At 62.0% G+C, this 16,964-nt stretch carries 15 protein-coding genes and 1 tRNA gene; 6 read left to right on the top strand and 10 right to left on the bottom strand.

Annotated features, from left to right (window positions below; genetic code table 11):
* Positions 1-198: 198 nt before the first annotated feature.
* On the top strand, positions 199-960 hold the full coding sequence (locus EM6_RS01775; RefSeq protein WP_126419807.1) for an SDR family oxidoreductase: 762 nt from the start codon (positions 199-201) through the stop codon (positions 958-960).
* Positions 961-1,008: 48 nt separating this feature from the next.
* Here EM6_RS01775 and EM6_RS01770 read toward each other — a convergent pair whose 3' ends face one another.
* Positions 1,009-2,040: a polyprenyl synthetase family protein gene (locus EM6_RS01770; RefSeq protein ID WP_126419805.1), complete on the bottom strand. Its 1,032-nt coding sequence runs from the start codon at positions 2,038-2,040 to the stop codon at positions 1,009-1,011.
* Positions 2,041-2,205: 165 nt separating this feature from the next.
* Between EM6_RS01770 and EM6_RS01765 the strand changes: the two genes are divergently transcribed.
* Positions 2,206-3,042, top strand: coding sequence for a tRNA1(Val) (adenine(37)-N6)-methyltransferase (locus EM6_RS01765; RefSeq protein WP_232037106.1), 837 nt, complete (start codon positions 2,206-2,208; stop codon positions 3,040-3,042).
* Positions 3,043-3,110: 68 nt separating this feature from the next.
* Here the strand turns inward: EM6_RS01765 and clpB are convergent, their stop codons facing one another.
* The 4 genes from clpB to EM6_RS01745 form a co-directional block, all read right to left on the bottom strand.
* Positions 3,111-5,690, bottom strand: a complete 2,580-nt coding sequence (gene clpB / locus EM6_RS01760) for an ATP-dependent chaperone ClpB (protein ID WP_126419803.1) — start codon at positions 5,688-5,690, stop codon at positions 3,111-3,113.
* Between the two features lie 129 nt (positions 5,691-5,819).
* Positions 5,820-6,167 carry a cupin domain-containing protein gene (locus EM6_RS01755; RefSeq protein ID WP_126419801.1) on the bottom strand — a complete coding sequence of 116 codons (348 nt, stop codon included), beginning with the start codon at positions 6,165-6,167 and terminating at the stop codon, positions 5,820-5,822.
* Positions 6,168-6,241: 74 nt separating this feature from the next.
* Entirely contained in the window at positions 6,242-6,763 is a 522-nt protein-coding gene (gene infC, locus EM6_RS01750; protein WP_013479112.1) for a translation initiation factor IF-3, read from the bottom strand.
* Between the two features lie 152 nt (positions 6,764-6,915).
* Positions 6,916-8,049 (bottom strand): glycosyltransferase family 4 protein, encoded by a 1,134-nt coding sequence (locus EM6_RS01745; protein WP_126422815.1) that lies wholly within the window; start codon positions 8,047-8,049, stop codon positions 6,916-6,918.
* 85 nt (positions 8,050-8,134) lie between these two features.
* On the opposite strand from EM6_RS01745, the gene EM6_RS01740 reads away from it, so the two are divergent.
* Positions 8,135-8,893 (top strand): alpha/beta hydrolase, encoded by a 759-nt coding sequence (locus EM6_RS01740; RefSeq protein WP_232037066.1) that lies wholly within the window; start codon positions 8,135-8,137, stop codon positions 8,891-8,893.
* A gap of 36 nt (positions 8,894-8,929) precedes the next feature.
* The gene (locus EM6_RS01735) at positions 8,930-10,672 is read left to right on the top strand and encodes a gamma-glutamyltransferase family protein (RefSeq protein ID WP_126419798.1); all 1,743 of its coding nucleotides are present in this window, start codon (positions 8,930-8,932) and stop codon (positions 10,670-10,672) included.
* On the opposite strand, the gene EM6_RS01730 is transcribed toward EM6_RS01735, so the two are convergent.
* The 3 genes from EM6_RS01730 to EM6_RS01720 all read right to left on the bottom strand — a co-directional run bounded on the left by EM6_RS01730 (position 10,655) and on the right by EM6_RS01720 (position 13,128).
* Positions 10,655-11,509, bottom strand: coding sequence for an SDR family NAD(P)-dependent oxidoreductase (locus tag EM6_RS01730; RefSeq protein ID WP_172961102.1), 855 nt, complete (start codon positions 11,507-11,509; stop codon positions 10,655-10,657). The two genes, EM6_RS01735 and EM6_RS01730, sit on opposite strands and share 18 nt — an antisense overlap.
* Positions 11,510-11,514: 5 nt before the next feature.
* Entirely contained in the window at positions 11,515-11,781 is a 267-nt protein-coding gene (locus EM6_RS01725; RefSeq protein WP_126419796.1) for a hypothetical protein, read from the bottom strand.
* A gap of 69 nt (positions 11,782-11,850) precedes the next feature.
* On the bottom strand, positions 11,851-13,128 hold the full coding sequence (locus tag EM6_RS01720) for a Y-family DNA polymerase (RefSeq protein WP_126419794.1): 1,278 nt from the start codon (positions 13,126-13,128) through the stop codon (positions 11,851-11,853).
* Between the two features lie 115 nt (positions 13,129-13,243).
* Here EM6_RS01720 and EM6_RS01715 point away from each other — a divergent pair, with 115 nt between their 5' ends.
* Positions 13,244-14,542 (top strand): MFS transporter, encoded by a 1,299-nt coding sequence (locus EM6_RS01715; RefSeq protein WP_126419792.1) that lies wholly within the window; start codon positions 13,244-13,246, stop codon positions 14,540-14,542.
* 57 nt (positions 14,543-14,599) lie between these two features.
* On the opposite strand, the gene EM6_RS17635 is transcribed toward EM6_RS01715, so the two are convergent.
* Entirely contained in the window at positions 14,600-14,734 is a 135-nt protein-coding gene (locus tag EM6_RS17635) for a hypothetical protein (protein WP_269471948.1), read from the bottom strand.
* A 197-nt stretch (positions 14,735-14,931) separates the two neighbouring features.
* On the opposite strand from EM6_RS17635, the gene EM6_RS01710 reads away from it, so the two are divergent.
* Positions 14,932-15,008, top strand: a tRNA-Arg gene (locus EM6_RS01710).
* Positions 15,009-15,125: 117 nt separating this feature from the next.
* Here EM6_RS01710 and EM6_RS01705 read toward each other — a convergent pair.
* A complete protein-coding gene (locus tag EM6_RS01705; protein ID WP_126419790.1) occupies positions 15,126-16,811 on the bottom strand; it encodes a methyl-accepting chemotaxis protein in 1,686 nt (561 codons plus the stop codon).
* Positions 16,812-16,964 lie beyond the last annotated feature (153 nt).

Here is a 16,964-nt window from a genome sequence, read left to right as displayed (position 1 = left end):
TAAGATAAATAACGCTGTGCGCAAGCCTTGCGCCGGGTTTTTCTCGCTGCGCCGCGCAACAAGGCTTGAGTTCGCCGTAAGAGGCGCTTAATCAGATAAAAACAGGACTGACCGGGAGATCTCACATGCTGGCCATCGGCATTTTTGCGGGCTTCATCGCCTTCTATTTCATCGTCAACTATATCGACTTTGGCCGTATTGACTAAACCGGCTCCCAAAATCGCTCTGGTCACCGGTGCGGCCAAACGCATCGGCAGGGCCGTAGCCTTCGCGCTGGCAAAACGGGGCTACGATATCGGCGTCCATTACGGCACTTCCGCTGCCGATGCGCAGGGTTTGGTCGAGCAACTGCGCGCCTCAGGTGTGCGGGCCGAAGCGCTTCAGGCCGACCTGTCGGACGCCGACAGCGTCAAGGCGCTCATCCCCGCGGCCGTGGCCGCTCTGGGCCCTCTCAGCCTGCTGATCAACAATGCGTCTGTCTTTTTCGATGACCGCGCCGGGACGCTGACGGTGGACCGCTGGCACGCCCACATGAACACCAATCTGCTGGCCCCCGTCCTGTTGGCGCAGGGGTTTGCGGCGCAAGGCGCTCTGCCTGATGGGGCGGCTATCGTCAATCTGATCGACCAGCGGGTGCTGAAACCCTCCCCGCCCTTCTTCTCCTACGGTTTGTCAAAGGCCGGGCTGTGGCACGCCACGCGCACTCTGGCGCAGGGACTGGCCCCGCGTATCCGCGTCAATGCCGTCGGGCCGGGCCCCACCCTGCCCTCCATTCACCAGACCGAGGCCGATTTCGAGGCCGAGGCCGCCTCGACCCTGCTGCAAAAGCGGGTCACGCCCGAAGAGATCGCCGAGACCGTGGTGTTTCTGGCCGAAGCCCCTTCTGTGACCGGTCAGATGATCTGCGTCGATTCGGGCCAGCATCTGGGCTGGAAGACACCGGATATGGAAGGGTTGTAGCTCTCCTTACACCTCCTCTACATGGGTAGGGAGGTGTAATGTGTGTGCTTACTTCGTGCGTTCGACGCTGTAATCGGCCAGCGCTTCCAGTGCTGTGCGCCAGTCCGAGACTTCAAAGCCTTTCAACGCATCCTTGGCCTTTTGCGCATAATGGCGAGCCGTCTCGATCGTCTTGGCCATCGCCCCCGATTCGACGATCAGGGCCTGAGCCTGCGCCAGATCGCCGTCAGTCTGCTCGCGCATCGAGACCGTGCGGTGCCAGAAATCAGCCGCTTGCGGCGTCGCCTTGACGGCCAAAATCAATGGCAAGGTCGCCTTACCTTCGGCGAAGTCGTCACCGGCATTCTTGCCAAGGCTCTGGGCCGTGCCGCCGTAGTCGAGCGCATCGTCCTGAATCTGAAAGGCCAGACCGAGGTTCAGACCATAGTCACGCAAGGCCTGCTGACGGGCCGGGGACGCCCCCGCCGCCACGGCACCGCTTTCCGACGCTGCGGCAAACAGAGCTGCGGTCTTGGCCGAGATGATGTCGATATAGGTCTCTTCGGTCAGATTGACGTCATAGGCCTTCATCAGTTGCAGGACCTCGCCTTCGGCGATGACCCCCGATGCCTTGGACAGGATGCCCAGCGCCTGAAGCGAGTCGGTTTCGACCATCAGCTCAAACGCCCGCGCAAACAGAAAATCCCCGACCAGCACCGAAGACGGCGCGCCCCAAATCAGATGCGCCGCCACCTTGCCCCGGCGCAACTGGCTGGAATCGACCACGTCGTCGTGCAGCAGGGTCGCTGTGTGGATGAATTCGACGGCCGCCGACAGCTTCTGATGGTGAACATTCGTCGTCCCGGCCAGACGCGCCGCCGCCACGCACAACAAGGGACGCAAACGTTTGCCGCCGGCGCTGATCAGGTGTTCGGCCAGGGCCGGAATCACCGCGACATCACTTTGCATACGCTCGGTGATGATGGCGTTGACCGCCGCCATGTCGTCGGCGCACAGACGCACCAGCGCCTCGACATCCGCCTTACCCGCCGTCTCAGCGGGGGCGGATGTGTGCGTTTTCTCGATATTGGCCGTATCCAAAACCCACTACTCCGGCACACTTGGAAAGTGTTAAACCCCTTAAACTTCCTTTACGGCTTAGTCCATGCCCCGCGCGGCGAGTTTGTGCTATATCCCGATAAAATTGCTACAGTCCCGGATACACACCCCTTGCCAGAGACCGCCTTACCCCTCCCTGCCGATGCGATGCCCACCACCCTATTGGGGGGGCGGGTGCGGCTGTGGCAACCGGCGAAGGGCTATCGAATCGGTATGGACGGCGCCCTGCTGGCGGCGGGCGCGGCGGGTATCATTCACGAAAAGAAGCCTCGCTCATCCTCCGTAGCCCAGCCCTCCAACAGGGCCCAAGCGGGCCCCGGCGACCCTCCGCCGCTCTCAGAGTTTAAAAATCTGGGGCCTGAGCGCAGCGAAGTAGCCGTAAGCGCTTTAGAGTTAGGCTGCGGTGTGGGGGGCGTCATTTTGTCGCTGGCGGCGCGCTGCCCTCAGGTGCGCGCCGTGGGTATCGAGCGTGACACGGCGACTTTTGCCCTGACGGAGGTCAATCTGGTGCAAGCGGGCGGTGACCATCGTGCGATTCACGGCGATATTGGTGCCGGGTATCGCGCTTTCGACCTGCCGCGATTTGACCTTGTCCTGAGTAATCCGCCCTATTTCGACGACCCGGAAACGCTGCGCGCCCCGCATGAGTTAAAGCGCCCGGCGTGGATCGCCGATGACGGGCTTCAGGCGTGGCTCGACTTCGCGCAGGCCGCCGTGGTCGATGGCGGGGAGATTGTGTTCATCCACCGCGCCGACCGGCTGGGGGATATCTTAAGCGGCCTGCCCAAGTGCGGGTCGTTCGTCATCCGCCCGATCCAGCCCTTTGCCGATAAGGCGGCCAAGCGCGTACTGGTGCGCGCCAAACGGCTGGGCAAGGCCCCGTTGCGCCTCCTGCCGCCGCTGATCCTGCACGACGAAGGCGAGCGCAAACACACACCAGAGGTCGAAGCGATACTGAGAGGCGAGGCGGAATTGGGGTGGTAAAGACCCCACCGCGTGAACCGCGGCGGGACCTTCTGCTCCAAATAACGGGTGCAGGGGCGAGCCCCTGCTCAGTTCACCGTCGGTTTGCCGATCACCAGATGATCGCCATCAAAGCTGACGCTGATCACGTCGCCATCGGCGAACTCACCCACAAGGATGCGTTTGGCGATGGCATCGACCAGTTGCTTCTGGATCACCCGCTTCAAAGGCCTAGCGCCATAGGCCGGTTCGTAGCCCAGTTCGGCGAGATGGTTGAGCGCTGCGTCGTCAATGGCGAGGGTCATCTGACGATCCTTCAGCAGCTTTTCCAGACCCTTGAGCTGGATACGCACGATATTGCCCATCTGCGCCCGGCCGAGTCGGTGGAAGAGGATAGTTTCGTCGATGCGGTTGAGGAATTCCGGCCGGAAGTGGCGTTTGACCTCATCCATGACAAGCGGGCGGACCTGCTCGATATCCGCGTCATCAGTCATATTCACGAGATACTGCGACCCCAGATTGGAGGTCATGACGATCAGGGTGTTGCGGAAATCGACCACACGCCCCTGCCCGTCCGTCAGCCGTCCGTCGTCCAGCACCTGAAGCAGGACATTGAATACGTCCGGATGTGCCTTTTCGACTTCGTCAAACAGCACGACCTGATAGGGCCGACGCCGCACGGCTTCGGTCAGCGCCCCGCCCTCGTCATAGCCGACATAGCCCGGAGGCGCGCCGATCATGCGCGAAACCGCGTGCTTTTCCATATATTCGGACATGTCGAGGCGCGTAATGGCGGTCTCGTCATCGAACAGGAACTCGGCCAAAGCCTTGTTCAGCTCGGTCTTGCCAACCCCCGTCGGCCCCAGAAACAGGAAGGAGCCGATCGGACGGTTGGGGTCTTTGAGCCCCGCCCGCGCCCGGCGCACGGCATCGGATACGGCCTCAAGGGCCTCGTCCTGACCGACTACGCGCTTGCGCAGTTCATCCTCCATGCGCAGCAGCTTGTCACGCTCACCTTCCAGCATCTTGTCCACCGGAATACCGGTCCAGCGCGACACCACCTGAGCGATCTGCGCTGAATCGACCACCTCCGGCGTCAGCGGCGCTTCTTCCGACTTGGTTTCGGCTTCGGAAACCCTTTTTTCCAGTTGCGGAATCTGGCCATAGAGGATTTCCGACGCCCGTTGCAAATCACCCGAACGCTGCGCCGACTGAAGCTCAATACGCGCGCGGTCGAGCGCTTCGCGGGCGCGTGAGGCGGCCCCGACCTTGTCCTTTTCCGACTGCCAGCGGGCGGTCAGTTGCGCCGACTTGCCCTCCAGATCACCCAGCTCCTCATTGAGCTTTTCAAGGCGTGTTTTTGAGCCCTGATCGCTTTCCTTCTGCAAAGCCTCGCGCTCGATCTTGAGCTGGACGATGCGGCGGTCCAGTTCATCCAGTTCTTCCGGCTTGGAATCGACGGCCATGCGCACGCGCGAACCGGCCTCGTCGATCAGGTCGATGGCCTTGTCCGGCAGGAAGCGGTCGGCAATGTAGCGGTTCGACAGGGTGGCCGCCGCCACGATGGCGCTGTCGGAAATCTTGACGCCGTGGTGGACCTCGTACTTTTCCTTCAGGCCGCGCAGGATCGAGATGGTGTCTTCGACCGTCGGTTCCTGCACAAAGACCGGCTGAAAGCGCCGGGCCAGAGCCGGGTCCTTTTCGACGTGCTTCTGGTATTCATCGAGAGTCGTCGCACCGACGCAGTGCAATTCACCGCGCGCCAGAGCCGGTTTCAGCAGGTTCGACGCATCCATCGCCCCGTCTGACTTGCCCGCACCAACTAGGGTGTGCATCTCGTCGATAAACAGGACGATCTGACCTTCGGCCTGCGTGACTTCGTTGAGCACCGCCTTCAGCCGCTCCTCGAACTCACCGCGGTACTTGGCCCCGGCGATCAGCGCGCCCATGTCGAGCGACAACAGTTTTTTGTCTTTCAGTGACTCCGGCACGTCACCATTAATGATGCGTTGCGCCAGCCCTTCGACAATGGCGGTCTTACCCACGCCCGGCTCACCGATCAGGACGGGGTTGTTTTTGGTGCGGCGGGCCAGCACCTGAATGGTGCGGCGAATTTCCTCGTCGCGGCCGATGACCGGGTCGATCTTGCCATCCAGCGCGGCCTGCGTGAGGTCGCGCGCATATTTGTTCAGCGCGTCGAACCCGGCCTCGGCATTGGCGGAGTTGGCGGGCTTGCCCTTGCGAAACTCTTTCTGCGCGTCTTTCAACGCCCCCAGCGACGTGCCGGTCGCCTTGAGCAGGGCCGCCCCGTCGCTGTTGTTCAGCGCAGCGACCAACAGGCGGTCGGCGGTGACGAAGGCATCGCCCGCCTTGTTGGCATCGTTTTCCGCTTCGGTGAAGGCCTTGGCGGTATCATTGTGCATGTAAAGCTGCTGCGTGCCACCGGTAACGGACGGCAGCTTGTTCAGCGCCGTATCGACCGCACCGACAAAGGCTTCCGGGCGTCCGCCTGCGCGCTCGATCAAAGGCCGCGCCACGGACTCGCGGTCCTCGGTCAGCGCCTTAAGCAGATGCAGCGGGGTGAAATACTGATGGTTGCGGCTTTGGGCAATGGCCTGCGCGCTTTGTATAAGCTTCTGAGTTTTCTCAGAGTATTTTTCGATATTCATCGTCTGGCTTCCCCTTTAGAGGCGGATGGATGTGATCGGCCCTTCGACGGAAGCAACCGCTCATGCTCTCCGATATGGTGTGATCTTCGCGCCACACAAGGGGGATTCACAGGGGAATTATTGTCGCAGCTAAAGCCGGATGACATAGGTCTTCAACGTGGTCTCGACCACCTCCCACACGCCGGTGAAGCCCGGCGGGATGACGAAGCGTGTCCCGGCCTCCAGCCGTAGCGGGGCCTTGCCGTCCTCGTGCAGGATCGAGACGCCTTCGAGGATTTCACAATATTCCCATTCGTCATAGACGACGCGCCACGCGCCCGGCGTCGCCTGCCAGAAACCGGCATATGTCTTTTCATCCTCAGAGGTGTCGAGGTTCCACGTCAGAAAGCGCGGATCACCCGATACGATACGCTCCGGAGCTGGCGCGCCCGCTTCGGGCTCAGGCAGGGCGTTGCGATCGAACAGAATTAAGGACATACACACCTCAGAAGCAAAACCGGCCCCGATTAAACATCGGAGCCAGTTTCAATTCCATCGAATAAGCCGAAAGCCTATTTCGGGGCCAGAATCATAATCATCTGGCGGCCTTCCATCTTGGGCTCATATTCCACCTTGGTGGTCGCCTCGAAATCGGCCTTGACCTGATTGAGCAGCTTCATGCCCAGTTCCGGGTGGGCCATTTCGCGGCCACGGAAGCGCAGCGTCACCTTAACCTTATCGCCTTCTTCGAAGAAGCGCGTCATGGCCTTGGCCTTCACCTCATAATCGTGCTTGTCGATATTGGGGCGAAGCTTGATTTCCTTGATTTCGACGACCTTCTGCTTCTTGCGGGCTTCGGCCTTCTTCTTCTGCTCCTGGAAGCGGTACTTGCCGTAATCGAGAATTTTGCAGACGGGGGGATCGGCGGTCGGGGAGACTTCGACCAGATCAAGACCAGCTTCCTCGGCGGCTTCGAGCGCGGCGGAAGTTGGCATGATGCCCTGTTTCTCACCGTTCTGGTCGATCAAAAGGACGCGCGGAACCTTGATGTCCTGATTGATACGGGGGCCGTCTTTCGCGGGCGGAGCTTGCATTGGGCGACGAATAGGGATGTCTCCATGGACTGTTTAAACGGATCGGACTCACCTGTCCGGGATCGGGGCCTAATTATAGGAAGGGCCTAGGGGTGATCAATCCCCTTTATGGCGCACAAGGGGTTAATTTTTCAGCCCGTTGTCGCGTCGCCTCATGTAAGCAGAGAGCGGTAGATATCAAGGGTTGCCGCGCACATGGTTTCCAGGCTGAAACGCTCATGCACCCGCGCCCGACCGGCAGCCCCCATGACGGCGCGCGCCGGGGCGGAGGTCAGGGCCGCCACCCGCATGGCGTCAGCCCAGGCCGTGACATCGCCGGACGTCACCAGCCAGCCGCTCACCGCGTCTTCGACCGTTTCCGCTGTGGCGCCATGCTTAGCCGCCAGCACCGGACGGCCCATGGCCTGCGGCTCGACCGCCGTGCGCCCGAAGGCCTCCGGTTCCAGCGACGGGGCCAGAGCGAAATCGCACAGGCTGTAGGCGGCGGGCATGTCGGAACAGTGCCCGACCAGTTTTACTGTATCTTCAAGCGCATAAAGGGATATCAGATTTTCCAATTCTCGCCGATATTCAGTACGTCCTTGATCGTCTCCCGCCATAATGACTTCGACATTAGCCGTATCGACCAATTCATCCCTTTTGGCCCAAAGCGCCTCAATGACGAGCGTCTGCCCCTTCCACCGCGTCAGGCGTCCGGCCAGCAGAAAGCGCGTGCGTCCATCGCTGCGGTCAACACCCCAGGCTTGCGCCAGCTTATCCTTGCGCGCCTCATCCACCGCCCCCGGATCAAACTTTTTGAGGTCCACGCCGCGCGGCACGGCGACCACCTTTGCCGGGTTTAGGTCGTATTCGCGCAGCACGTGGTCGCGAGTATAATCAGAATTGGCGATTACCACGTCCGCCGTGGTCATACGCCCGTTGTACCAGCGCTTGAGCGCCGACCCGGCCTTATAGATGCCGTGATAGGTGGTGACGGTCTTTACCCCCTCGGCCTTCGCGGCGGGCAGGGCCGACAGGGCCGGGGCGCGCGAACGCACGTGCACGATGTCCGGCTTCTCTTTGCGGATCAGCGCCCGCAGCGCGTAGTAGTTCTTGAACTGCACATAGGGGTTTTTGGAATGCACAGGCAGCAGCACGACCACCGCGCCGATCTGCTTCAGATAGGCCTCAAGCCGTCCACCCTTCGAGACCACTATGGCGCGGCCCCCGGCCTCGATCACCGCGCGCGCCACATCCACTACGGTCTGTTCCACGCCGCCGGTATCCAGCTCTGGCACGACCTGGATCACGGTATAGGGGAAGGATAAAGGAGAGGATATTGGGGGCATAAGCGCTTGTTCGAGAGGCTCCGGGCAATTAAGGCTTATGCGCATGAGCACCGAGCCAAATCAAGACAGCACGCAGTTTCTCAACCAGACGATCGCTTACCGCCACGTCAGAGGCGTTGGGCCAACGGTCCTGTGGCTGGGCGGCTTCAAGTCGGACATGACCGGTTCAAAAGCCGAAGCGCTGGCGCAGACAGCCCGAGCTGAAGGCTGGGATTTTCTGCGCTTTGACTATGCGGCGCATGGCGAAAGCGCCGGTCGCTGGGAAGAGGCCCGCATCGGTCAGTGGCGACAGAATGTGCGGGATGTCGTCGATCACCTGACCGCCGGGCCTCTGCTGGTTATCGGCTCCAGTATGGGCGGCTGGATGGCGTCGCTTTTGATGCGTGACCGGCCTGAACGGGTGAAGGCCGCCGTCCTGATCGCTCCCGCCCCCGATTTTGCCACAGAACTGATGCTGCCGTCGCTATCGCCCGAAGACCGGCGCGCGCTGGAGGTCTCAGGCTTTTTCCACCTGCGCGGTTACGATTACGATGTGCCCATGTCGCAGGCCTTTTTCGATGAGGCACGCGCCCACAAGGTGCTGGATCAGCCGCTCGTCTTCGACGGCCCGGTGCGTATCCTGCACGGCCTTGAGGACGAGGTCGTACCGTGGCCGCACGGCCTGAGGCTGGCGAAGCACATATCGTCAAAAGACGTGACGCTGGAACTGATCAAGGGCGGTGATCACCGCCTGTCCAGCCCGGCCGATCTGCGGCGGCTGATCGATACGGTGCGTGCCCTGCGCCCCCTTGCCAAACCGTAAAATTTGATACCACATGTGGCGAACCGGAGTTCGCCCATGCACCGCCGATCCTTCTTTGCCGCCCTGCCCGCCCTCGCCGCCAGCCCGGCTCTGGCGCTGGACCCGCTGCACGGCGGCGACCGCATCACCGGCGCCAAATTCGCCGGGCGTTCGACCGTCTGGGGCACGCAAGGGGCCGCCGCCACGGCACACCCGCTGGCCAGCCTGATTGGCATAGATATCCTGCGCCAGGGCGGCTCAGCCATCGACGCCGCCATCGCCATCAATGCGGCGCTCGGCTTCCTTGAGCCCATTGCCTGCGGCATCGGTGGGGATGCCTACGTGATGCTGTGGGACCCGGCGCAGAAGACGGTGGTGGGCTTTAACGGGTCGGGCCGCTCGCCCAAGGGCATGAGCCTCGACTATGTCCGCTCAAAAGCGAAGAACGGCCACATCCCGTCGTGGGGCAGCGTCTCGGTCTCCGTGCCCGGCGCGGTGGACACCTGGGGGCAGATGCACGCCCGCTATGGCAAGCTGAAATTCGCCGATGTGCTGGCGCCGGCCATCGCCCTGTGTGAACGCGGTGTGCCGGTGGCCCAGACCATCGCCTTTTATCTCAACGCCAGCTACCGGCGCTTTACCAACCCCGACACGGGCATTGAGGAGGTGCAGAACTTCCTGAAAGTTTACGCACCGAACGGGCGCACCCCGCGCGAAGGCGAAATCTTCCGCAATCCGGACCTTGGCCGCACCTATCGCTCTATTGCCGAAAACGGCGCGCGCAGCTTCTATGAGGGGCAGATCGCCGACACCATCGACGCCTATTTCCGCCGCATCGGCGGGCACCTGCGCAAATCAGACCTGATGGCGCATCACGGTGAAGACACGACACCGCTGAAAACCACCTATCGCGGCGTCGAGGTGCTGGGGCTGGGGGCCAATACGCAAGGCCTGTCCACGCTTCAGATGATGAACATTCTGGAGACGTTTGATCTGAAAGGCATGGGGTTTCAGACCACCGCCTCGCTGCACACCCAGATCGAGGCCAAGCGTCTGGCCTTTGAGGACCGGGCCAAATTCTTTGGCGATCCCGCCTTCTCGAAAATCCCGGTCGAGGCCCTGTTGTCAAAAGCCTATGCGAAGGAACAGGCGGCGAAAATCCGTCCCGATGCCATCCTGCCGCGCATCGTCCCGTATGAGGCCCCGGCGCGCGGCGATACCACCTACTTCACCGTCTCGGACAAAAACGGCATGATGGTGAGCTGGATTCAGTCAAACTATCGCGGCATGGGGTCAGGCCTGATTCCTGACGGTCTGGGCTTTATGCTTCAGGACCGCGGCGAACTGTTCTCGCTGCGCGACGGCTCGCCCAATGTCTATGCGCCGGGCAAACGACCGTTCCACACCATCATCCCCGGCTTTGCCTGCAAGGACGGTCAGCCGTGGCTCAGCTTCGGCGTCATGGGGGGCGATATGCAGCCGCAGGGTCAGGCGCAGATTCTCGTCAACCTGATCGATTACGGTCTGGGTTTACAGGAGGCGGGCGACGCGCCGCGCTGGCACCACGAGGGGTCTTCGGAACCCACGGGCGAAGCGGCGCAAGGCACCGGGACGCTCAATCTGGAAAGCGGCGTGCCGCCGGAAACTCGTGCTGGTTTGGAAAAGCTTGGCTGGTCGATCAAGCCGTCGCCCGGCAATTATGGCGGTTATCAGGCCATCGTGACGCAGGCCGATCCTTTGGGCCGTGCCTACGGGGCGGCGACCGAAATGCGTAAGGATGGTCTAGCTCTGGCCTATTAAGCGCTCGACTTCGCGGAGACCTTCGCGATAGGTCGGAAATTGCGGTCGCCAGCCCAGTTCGGCCTTGGCCAGGGCATTGGAAACGCGCTTGTTTTCGGCGTAAAAGCGCCGCATGCCGGGGCTCAGATCCGGTGCGTCAAACGGGATTTCGGGTGGCACCGCGAAACCAAAGGTCTGGGCCGCCCACACCAGCACCGCATCTGCCGGGGCTGGTTCATCGTCGCACAGATTATAGACCGCCCCGGCGCGCCGACGCTCGGCGCTACGCATCAGGGCGTCGGCGCAGTCGGTATCATAAAGGCGCGAAAAGACCTGACCCGGCTTGTGGATGCGTCGCGCCGTCCCATCACGCAGACGTTCGATGACGCTGCGTCCTACGCCATACAGGCCGGGCAGACGAAACACCGCCACATCGTGCTGCCCGCTTAAGGACTGCCACTGGGTTTCGGCCTGCACGCGGCGGCGGCCTTCGGTGGACAGGGGCGTGAGGGCCTGATCCTCAAAGGCCCAGCCGCCGCCCCGATCGCCATAGACCCCGGTGGTCGAAAGATAGCCCAGCCATTTGCGCGGCACATCCCGCAGGGCCGCCCCCAGCGCCGCAAAGGCCGGACAGCCCGCGTCATCCGGCGCGGGCGTGATCAGGATAAGGTCAGCGGCTGCCGCGAAATCGCTCAGTTGCGGGCTCAGTGGGTCCACGGCGTCGATCCCCTGCCCGGCCAGCCACTTTCGCTTTTCCGCCGTACGGGCCGTAGCCGACACGCGGTAGCCGCGCGCCCGGCACAGATCGGCAAAGGCCGCGCCGATAAAGCCGTAGCCGAACACCAGAACGCGCGTCATGGGTTTTATTGTGCCGAAGCCGAAGCGGTCGAAGAGGCTGAGGCCTCAGTGGCCGCCTGTGCCTTGGCGGCACGCTCAGCGGCCTGCTCGGCCTTGCGCTTGGCGTCGCGCTCGGCCTTCTCACGCTGAGCCCGCACGACATCGGGCAGCACGATGTCGTGGCCGAATGGCGCCGGCGAGCGCGCCCCCAGCCCCTGCGGCCAGACAAGGCTGAGCGCAATCATCAGAAGGGCGACCACGGCCGCGCTGGTATAGAAGACCTTGTCATTCATGGCCTAAGCTATACCCCTCCCTTGCGCGTTTGAGAACCCAAAATTGCTGCACTGCGTAAGCGCACAACCTCACTCCCAGAACTCTGGCGTTTCAGGCACCCGGTTAAAGGCGATCTTGGCACCTACAAACTCATGCAGTTTGGGCTTTGGCCCGATGCTGATGCGATCCTTGCCGAAGCGCTGATTGAGGGCGTCCATCGCCTCCAGCAGGCGCATATGACGCGGGTCTTCCGCCGCCGCCGGGCTGTAGCCGAACAGGTCGGGAGCCGTATCGGCGGGAATGAGGCGCAGACAGGTGACCGACACCTTCTTGATGCGCGTCTGGTTGAGAGTGCGCACGCAGACGTCCCACAACGCATCCGCCGCCGCCAGCATACGGAAACTGTCGGCCGTGGCCATAAACAGGCGCTCGGCCTGCGCCCGCCCCTCCTGTGTGCCGCGGATAGACAGGTGCAGGCCGCCGCACTTATAGCCCATGCGCCGCAGCCGCGACCCGCACTTGGCCGTCAGTCGCCGGGCCACGGCGCGCGCAGCGTCCACCGGGCGCAACTCAGCCGCCAGAACGTGCGAATGGCTGATGCTGCCGCGCTCGGTTTCGATCTCCGGCGGGTCGATGCCGTGCAGGGCGTACCAGAACTGATCCCCGCCGATACCGCCCCATAACTGGCGCATCCGGCTGGCGCTGAGGTGCCAGAGCTGACGCGGATCGCTGATGCCGGCCTTATGCAGCCGCGCCTTCATCGCCGGACCTATGCCGGGAAAATCGCCGATGTCGATGTCGAGCAAGGCCCCCGGCAACTGATCGCGGCGCAGCACCGTCATCCCCAGCGGCTTTTGCATGTCCGCCGCCGTCTTGGCCAGCATCCGCGAGGGGGCCAGCCCGATCGAGGCCGTCAGACACTCGCCGATATTGGACAGGATGCGTCTCTGGATACGATGGCCCAAAGCGCGCGCCGCCGCCTCCACCGTCTCCGGCCCCATCAGGCGGCAGGCCACCTCATCAATCGAACAGACCTTTTCGACCGGGATGACGTGATCGACCTCCTCAAGGATGCGATGATGAATCCGTACATAGTCATCCGGACGCGCTTCGACGACGTGCAGGTTGGGACAGAGCTGCCGCGCCACGGCGACCGAAGTCCCCGTCTTGATCCCCAGCTTTTTGGCTTCCTGACTGGCGGCGATGGCGCAGGTATAATCGCTTTTCACCGGCACCACGATTACCGGCTGCCCGCGCATGTGCGGCCGCGCCTGCTGTTCGCAACTGGCAAAGAAGCTGTTCATGTCGAGATAGAGCCATTTCAGCCCACTCCCGTCGTCCCACTGTCTGGTCTGCGTCGCCTGCATAAAAAGAACATAACAAGAACATATTGAGCGAGTCAAGACGCCCCTGTTTCAAAAACCGTGCGAAGGCGAAAGGCGGGGCTTTCGCACCTGCACCCAAATGCCCTATAGAAGGTCAATGTCAGTGACGAAGCCCCAGCCGCCCCGACCGGAACCGTCCGTCTCAGGGCCCGACGCCGAGACCGCCACCCCACCCGACACAAAAGGCGGCAAGCCGACGCTCAGACGCGCCATCATGGACAATGGCGCGCTCAGCGTCATGTTCGCTGTCGTCTTCATCAATCTCGTCGGGTTTGGCCTGCTGGTGCCCCTGATGCCCTTTTTCGCTCAGACGTTGAATGCCGGGCCGTGGCAGGTGACGCTGATGTTTGCCGCCTATTCGCTGGGCCAGTTTTTTGCCGAACCCCTGTGGGGCAGCCTGTCGGACAAGTGGGGACGCAAGCCGGTTCTGCTGATCACCACCGCCTCCAACATCCTCTTTTATGTGCTGCTGGCCTTTGCGCCCAATGTGTGGTGGGCCATCGCGATCCGTTTCCTGAACGGCATAGGCTCCGGCAATGTGTCGTGCATCCAGTCCTATGTGTCAGACATGTCCGAACCGCATCAGCGGGCCGGCCGCATGAGCCTGATCGGCGCGGCCTTTTCGCTGGGATTCGTGATCGGCCCGGTCATGGGCGGGTTTCTGGCTCACGAAGAAGCCGGGGCCGCCGGATTCCGCCTGCCGCTGTTCCTCGCCGCAGGCCTTTCCGCCGTGGCGACGCTGGGCATTCTCTTCTATGTGCGCGAAAGCCGCGTGCGTACCCATGCGGCTCCGCAAAATTTCCGCGCCACCTTCGCCGAAGCCCGCCGCCATCCGATCATCAGCCGCCTGATCCTCTCGACCTTGTTCTACATGGCCGCACTGGCCGGGCTTGAGGCCACCTTCGGCCTGTGGGCTAAGGCGCGCTACGACTGGGGCCCGCGCGAAGTCAGCCTGGTCTTCCTGTTTATCGGCGTCACCGCCGCCCTGATGCAGATGGTCTTTACCCGCCCGCTGGTGCGCCGCTATGGCGAAGCGCGCATTCTGGTGCTGGGCCTGACGGTGTTCGGCATGGGCTTCTTCCTTCAGGGGATCAATCAGGTCCCGTGGCTGGTTACGCCGCTGGTCATGCTGGCCGCTCTGGGGCAGGCGGTCATCTTCGCCTCTATCTCGGCCATCATCTCAAAATCGACGGCCACCGACCGTCAGGGGGCCATGCTGGGCCTCAATCAATCGACGGGGGCGATTGCGCGCATTGCCGGGCCGGTGGTGGCAGGCTTCCTGTTCAGTCAGATGGGGGCCGATGGCCCGCTGTGGTTCTGCGCTCTCATGTGCTTTACCGCCGCCCTGCTGGCCCTGCGTGTGTCGCAGGTCGAACGCCGGTTGAATGCCGGATAAGCTTTTAGCGGGTCGCGCATTTGATCCGAAAACCGGTACCCACTTTTCGGAATGCGCTTAGAAAATCAGAAACGCCGCCAGCGCCATACCGATGCTCAGGCCCACAATGATGTCGAGCGGACGCACCAGAGACGGTTTGAGCGGCTTGTCAGCGGTCTCCCGCCGAAAGGCGTAATTGTGTTTGATCGCCACGGTTATTGTCCCGAAATGAGTCAAGGCCCGCTGAGATCAGCAAGAGCCGTGCCTGCGTTTCGAAAAGAGGCACACACCCGCTCTTTTCAAAAAAATCACAAAATCAGGGGAAAACTTTTTAAAAGCGCTTGCGTTTAAAATTCCAAGAGACTAATTGTCCGGCCCTCGCCGCTGAGGCGGGAACACGAAATGGACACGCACTCGTAGCTCAGCTGGATAGAGCATCAGACTACGAATCTGAGGGTCAGGAGTTCGAATCTCTTCGAGTGCGCCATTTGTTTCAAAGACAGGCTCCCCACGGGGAGCCTTTTCTCTTGCGCATTTGTCAAATCCACAAAACAAAGCCCCGCCATTTCTGACGGGGCTTGCTCTGTTGGCAGTGTGACCGCAATCAGGCCGCGCGGACCGTTTGCAGGAACTTGTCCATCTCGTGATGCAGGCGTTCAGCCTGGGTGGCCAGTTCAGCGGACGAGCTTTGTACCTGCACGGCGGCCTCACCGGTCTGTTCCGCAGCCTGTGCGACGCCGGACATGTTGGAGGTGACCTCCTGCGTGCCGACCGAGGCCTGATTAACCGCCTGAATGATCTCCTGCGTCGCCGCACTCTGTTGCTCGACCGCCGAAGCGATGGCCGTGCTGGAATGGTTGAGGCTCTGGATCGTCCCGGCGATGTTGCGCATGGTCGTCGCCGCCCGGTTGGTGGCGTCCTGAATCTTGGCGATCTTTTCGGAGATGTCGGTCGTGGCCTTGGCGGTTTGCGAGGCCAGCGCCTTAACCTCAGCAGCCACTACCGCAAAGCCCTTACCCGCTTCACCGGCGCGGGCCGACTCGATTGTAGCGTTGAGCGCCAGCAGGTTGGTCTGGTTGGCCAGACCGGCGATCAGATCGACCACGCCCCCGATAGAGGCAGCGGTTTCGTTCAGTTCGCTGACCACGATCTGCGCTTCTTCGGCTTCCCGCACAGCATTGGCAGCGACCGAGGATGAGGTTTCGACCTGACGGCCGATTTCACCAACCGAAGCCCCCAGTTCCTCCGTAGAAGCGGCCACCGAGGTCACATTGGCCCCGGCCTCCTCAGCGGCGGCAGATACGGCGACCGACTGCGCCGAAGCCTCCTGCGCCGTGGCGCTCAGTTGCGCGGCAGCGGCCTGCATCTCGGTGGCCGCAGAGGACACCAGCGACACGATACCGCCCACCGACTTTTCGAAATCATCAGCCAGCTTGAGCATGGCCGTGCGGCGTTCGGCCTCGGCTATGGCCTTTTGCTGTTCGGCGGAGGCGCGCAGAGTTTCAGCCTCCATCAGGCCCTGACGGAAGGCTTCGGCGGTGCGCGACATCGAGCCGATCTCGTCGCGACGCTCCTGTCCGGGGATAACGACGTCGAGCTTGCCCTTGGCCATCTGCCCCATCAGGCCATCGAGGCGAACCACAGGGGCCGAAATGCCGCTGCGCGTCAGCCATACGGCGAAGCTGCCGGCCACCAGCAGGCCGATAAGACCGATGATATTGGCATTGCGCACGGCATCATCGGCGCTTTTCTGAAGGCTGGCCGCCAGAGCGTTATTCTCTTCAATCGTGCGGTCCACGATTCCGGCAACGCCGGTCATGACCTCCAGCAGTTCAGGGCCACAGCCATTATCCATAGAGGCGATCGCGGCGTCTTTCTGACCGGCTTGCGCCAGGCTGACCACCTCGGCGCAGGCCGTGCTCATCACCGTATTGTATTTTTCGCGCAGGGGTTTGAACTCGGAGACCTTGCTGGGCAGGAACTTTTCGGCCTTGTCCATTTCGGCGTTGAACTTGGTCTTACCGTCTTCGATATCGTGCTGGGCCTTTTCCAATTTATCTGCGTCAGAGGCGATAACGGCCTTGAGGATCGAGCGCGAGGTCCACGCCGCGTGACGGCCGGAGCGCGCCAGCGCCACCGTACCCGGCGCCGGCCCGGTCAGGGCTTCGTCGTATTTGTCAATATTGCCCCCCAGCGAGGCGTCGGTGTAGAGCACAGCCCCTACACCGACGATGGCGATCAGTGCCAGAAGCACTATCACCTTGATTTGCATGGATAAGTTGTTCAGCATTGGTGACCCCGGTTATAGTTACGCTAATAAAACAGCGTTACAAGGAGTCACCCATTAAGGTTAACAAGTGGTAACAGGTGGCAGCGTTTCTCATAAAGACGCCTACTCAATTCATGCGATCAATTGGAAAGCCGACCATATTTCAAAGGACCG

Origin of the sequence: Asticcacaulis excentricus (assembly GCF_003966695.1) — a bacterium.
GTDB classification, from domain to species: domain Bacteria; phylum Pseudomonadota; class Alphaproteobacteria; order Caulobacterales; family Caulobacteraceae; genus Asticcacaulis; species Asticcacaulis excentricus_A.
This window is presented reverse-complemented; position numbering and strand designations above follow the sequence as displayed.